Genomic DNA, 5,159 nt, shown 5'->3' with positions numbered 1-5,159 from the left:
GCGGTAGTAGCTGAGATTGATCGTCTAATCATACAGAAAGTGACTATTTTGTAGCGTTCAGACAGCACTCTCTCGGCTCGTTCGGGAAGTACCGACTTTTTGTCTCCGAATTACTAGCACCGCTTCTGGAGACATTGACCCGTTGGCGGTTCCTCTTTCGATCCGTTTTCACGGCGGCACGGATCCGCTTCAAAAATATGTATGTCGTCCCTCCACCTCCTGCGAGGGCAATAATGGATATTAGTTTTGTAATTGAACTCACATCAGGTAGTAATACAATAAAGACTGCTAGGGGCCAAAATGCGATCTCAGGACGTCCCTCCGCTGCCGCTCTAAATCCAATATTCATTTGCATGACACCACACAACCAGGATATAAAAAGAGGTGGCTCTGCTGAAACATTCAATTAGTAATAATTTTCGCTCGTCGTGCTGAATAAGGCTTAGATTGTGTATTCAGCAGGGGGCGAAGTTTATTGGATACAAAGTATATGGAACAAACAATAGATGACATCTAGAATCTTCTGTCCGTACTGTGAGGGAGAGTACTCGACACTCTGCGAACAATGCAGGGAACTGTGTCCTGAACATAAACAGATGGCGTACAAAGAAATGAGATCTCTGAGACACGGATTAGCACAGTGTGAACACTGTGGTGAAAGACCTGCTAAGTGATGCAGAATATGTCACGAGTTACGGATTTTTATTCACCCTCACCAGAGGAATTGCTGAACGAAGAGGAAGAGCTGAGGGAATTGCTTGAAGATGAGACACCGTCACTTGACAAGGGACTCGTAGATCTGAGGCAGAAATTCAACGAAGAAGAAGGACGACGACGTGACATTGAGTCCAAAGCAGCGGGTATTCTGGCGGTAAGCGGACTGTTGCTGACGTTGTTACAATTCGTCTATCAAGAAGTCGTAGGTGGGATAGTCTTCATTGTACTCTCGCTTTTTCTCCTTATTTCAATACTTCTTTCTCTCGCTAATCTTGTCCCAGTTGGATATATGACAATTAGACTTAATCCTATCCTCGGATACTCTTTTGAGCAAGGACACGAATACACGAGACAACTGTATATCAAATATCACATAGCTACTTATAACAATCAGAGAATAAACAAGAGTCGTTTGCGGGTCCTTCACTGGTCGTATTATCCGCTAGTACTTGTTTTGATGGTTCTAGCAGCAATACTTATTATCTTATCATCAGGTGCGACCGTTCGGGATACTTTTCCATTTTATCTCTTTACACATTCTCCGTCGATAGGTTATATCGCTCACAACTTTATGTTCTTGCCGTGTAATTTATGTGGCATGTAATGGTGACTCATACCATGAAAAATACTCTTACTGAAGGCCAACGTCTCTACCTCAAAGAAGAGTACGAGCAGGCGCTTGAGGTACTCAAGAATGAACTGCATGATCTCGATGTTGACTCGGAAACTATAGACTCACGTGTGCATCGCTTTCTGATCGGAAGTATCAAACGAGAAACGTCTTTCAAAGGTCAGGCAGGGATTCTGGATTTCGTGAGCCATAGTATAGAACAGAGCAGCAGCACTGCATTTGAACAGAATCTTCTTTCATTATTGATGCAATCTTCAAACAAAGGAGTCGTATACATATCGTTTAAACTCCAGGTGCAAATAAATAATCATAACGTTGAACAAACCGTAGATGGGGTGAAACCGTATGAACAAGCAGCTAAGAATATTGATAACACTATTCAATTCTATTATAGGTTTGGCACTTTTCTACACAATCTTGCTATAGAGGGTTCAAACAGCAGAGAGAACCTCAAGAAGGCAAAAGAGTTGTACGAACGAGCCAGAGCCGAGGGTCTCGAGGAAGGCACATCAAAGTATGCCCAAGTGCTAGTGAAGGAAGGCGTCGCCCAGCAGAGGCTTGGCGAGATTGGAGTGCGGCCAAGAGAGAATCTCAAGACGGCAAAAGAGTTGTACGAACGAGCCAGAGCCAGGGGTCTCGAGGAAGGCACACCAAATTACGGCAAGGTCCTAGTAAAGGAAGGCGTCATCCATCAGAGGCTTGGCGAGATTGGAGTGCAGCCAAGAGAGAATTACGAGATAGCAAAGGAATTGTACGAACAAGCTAGAGCCGGGGGCCTTGAGGAAGACACACCAGAATACGCCACAGCACTTATTAATCAGGGCGACGCCCATCAGGGGCTTGGCGAGATTGGAGTGCAGCCAAGAGAGAATTACGAGACGGCGAAAAGGTTGTACGAACGGGCCAGAACCGAGGGCCTTGAGAAAGACACACGTAGCTACGCCGCGGCCCTTGTGAATCAGGGTATTGTCCAACAGAGGCTTGGTGAGATCGGAGTGCGGCCAAGGGAGAATTACGAGACGGCGAAAGAGTTGCAAGAACGGGCCAGAACCGAGGGCCTTGAGAAAGACACACGTAGCTACGCCGCGGCCCTTGTGAATCAGGGTATTGTCCAACAGAGGCTTGGTGAGATCGGAGTGCGGCCAAGGGAGAATTACGAGACGGCGAAAGAGTTGCAAGAACGGGCTAGAACCGAGATCCTTGGAAAAGGCACGCCAGACTATGCTCGAACCCTAATCAATCAGGGCAACGCCCATCAGAGGCTTGGCGAGATCGGAGTGCAGCCAAGAGAGAATTACGAGATAGCAAAGGAATTGTACGAACGGGCCAGAACCGAGGGCCTTGAGAAAGACACACCAGAATACGCCTCAGCACTCATCAATCAGGGCAACGCCCATCAAAGGCTTGGCGAGATTGGAGTGCAGCCAAGAGAGAATTACGAGACGGCGAAAAGGTTGTACGAACGGGCTAGAACCGAGGGCCTTGAGAAAGGCACACGTAGCTACGCAGGGGCTCTGATGAATCAGGGCAACGCCCAGCAGAAGCTTGGCGAGATTGGAGTGCAGCCAAGAGAGAATTACGAGACGGCGAAAAGGTTGTACGAACGGGCCAGAACCGAGGGCCTTGAGAAAGGCACACGTAGCTACGCCGCAGCCCTCATGAATCAGGGTATTGTCCAACAGAGCCTTGTCGAGACCGGTTATGAGGGCATTTTTCAACAGAGTCTTAGCGAGATAGGTGAAGATAAAGAACTGAATTACTCTAAAACGGAAAGAATGTATATTGAAGCGAGAAAGTTCTTTGATTCCATTAACGACTATGAGTCGCTAAGATTGGTTGACCAGAATCTAGCATGTCTCAATCTATCCAACGGAGAGAAGTCCAAGGCGTACGAAAATTACAAGAATTCGATCGAGTCGATCGAGGAGATCCGTTCGACGGTGAAATTCAGAGAGTACCGGCAAGATTTTTTCGATGAATACATTTCCACATATCACGATATTGTATGCCTGGCTCTCGACCTGGGTAAGTCCGAGGAGGCGTTGGGGTTCGCCGAACGTGCGAAGGGACGTATCTTCTTGGAGATGCTCGAAAGCACACATATCGCGGGCGACATCCCTAAGCAACTCGCACAGCGAGAGCAGAAACTCAAGACGGAGATTACGCAGCTACGCGAGAGGCTCAGACCAGATGGTTCAGAACGCATGATCGCTGGCACCTCGTTTGATCTGTCGCTCCGAACTGGATCGTTTGGTAGCGATGCTATGTCTGGACTCGATCGGTCAGCGTCAACCACAATCGACGGCGAGCTAGCACCGAGGGCTGAAACTGTACAGAAAATTCAGCAGATCCAAAACCAGTGGAGTGAGAAGGATCTCTTTGAGCGATTAGACAATAAAAAAGCAGAACACATTGAGTTGTTAAAAGAGATTCGTAAGAGAAACCCCGAGGCCTACACGCTCAAGACTGTCGACGTGGCTTCACTCAACGAAATTCAGAGCGCACTCACACCAGATGAACAGGTACTTGAGTACGTGGTCACCGACGACGAGATTCTGATCTTCCTCTTGGATGAGTTTGAACTTGACCACCGGAAGGTTTCGATGTCACATATCGCTCTACATGAGGGGAAAGATACAGATAAAGATTTCAACCCATTACAGGAGGTCGTAACCGAGTACAGAGAGCTGGTCGAGCCTCCAGGGAAGGGTGATCTGAGCCGAATGCAGGAACTGGGACAGGTACTCTACCAAGCACTCATTGAACCAGTGGCCGACACACTTGAGGCTGAGAACCTCCTGATCGTCCCTCACGGCACACTTCACTTGTTGCCGTTCCCTGCGTTGTACGATGGAGAGAGCTATCTCGTTGAGAAGCACCGACTGCGGTTGCTGGCTAATGCGTCATCACTTCGGTTCCTCAACCAAGCGGACGGGGGCCACGATAGGGAGGCGCTGGTGGTTGGTGATCCCCGCGGTGACCTCGAATACGCACGTGCGGAAGCCAAGGAGGTCGCCGAGTTATACGATTCGGAGGTGCTGATCGGGGACGATGCCACTAAAAGGGAGATTGAGCAGCGAATAGCCTCCGCGAGGATTTCCCACCTGTGCTGTCACGGGCAGTATGACCCCGAATCGCCAATTCACTCGTCGCTCCTGTTGGCCGGGGAGGAGTTGCTGATGGAAGACATCTTCAATCTTGATGTGGGTTCGGAGCTCGTCACGTTGTCAGCGTGTGAAACTGCTATAGGCGAAGTAACCCAGGGAGACGAGGTGAAATCTTTGACTCGTGGGTTCCAGTACGCAGGCTCTCCAAACGTGATCGGTACCCTCTGGCGGGTAGACGACGAGAGTACGCGGACGTTCTTCAGGAAATTCTATAATTCGGACGGCGACTACGCTACCCAACTCAGAGAAGTACAAATGGAATTTATTCGGGAGAAGGAAGAACTTGCCCACCCCTACTATTGGAGTGCCTTCCAGGTTTACGGTAGGGAATAAGTGTCTTATTAGTGGGTCTTGCTTGCTTGCTGGTGATTGACCACTTTTTTTAAGTAGAGAAACTTCGTAGCGTCTTACTATTCAACAGCAGTTAAGTTCTCGAAACGCACTCAAAATGAGGTTTTATGTAGTACAAGTGCTACGTTCGCGCTGTGTATTCAGCATGCAGTTCGTATCAGATCTTGAGGGTTTCAACAGAGCCAAAGACGTTGTAAGTGCTCTATTGAAAATGGAAGACAGCAACGCGATCACGCCGTAATGAGTTTAGGAAAACGAGGTCGAGAAGACGGTAATGGGAGTCGCCTTGCTCG

1 protein-coding gene is annotated in these 5,159 nt (G+C 48.5%); it reads left to right on the top strand.

Features of this window, described 5'->3' with window-relative positions; genetic code table 11:
* The first annotated feature begins 1,320 nt into the window (after positions 1–1,320).
* The gene (locus CHB65_RS16485; RefSeq protein ID WP_179213713.1) at positions 1,321–4,848 is read left to right on the top strand and encodes a CHAT domain-containing protein; all 3,528 of its coding nucleotides are present in this window, start codon (positions 1,321–1,323) and stop codon (positions 4,846–4,848) included.
* The last annotated feature ends 311 nt before the right edge of the window (positions 4,849–5,159 follow it).

It is taken from the genome of Halorubrum vacuolatum, assembly GCF_900188065.1.
Classification (GTDB): Archaea; Halobacteriota; Halobacteria; order Halobacteriales; family Haloferacaceae; genus Halorubrum; species Halorubrum vacuolatum.
Note: the sequence above shows the minus strand (reverse complement) of the source record. Positions and strands in the feature narration are given on the sequence as shown.

Excerpts from the sequence above, each read along its gene's own strand:
- CHB65_RS16485 (WP_179213713.1), top strand. The coding sequence starts at position 1,321 with ATGGTGACTCATACCATGAAAAATACTCTTACTGAAGGCCAACGTCTC.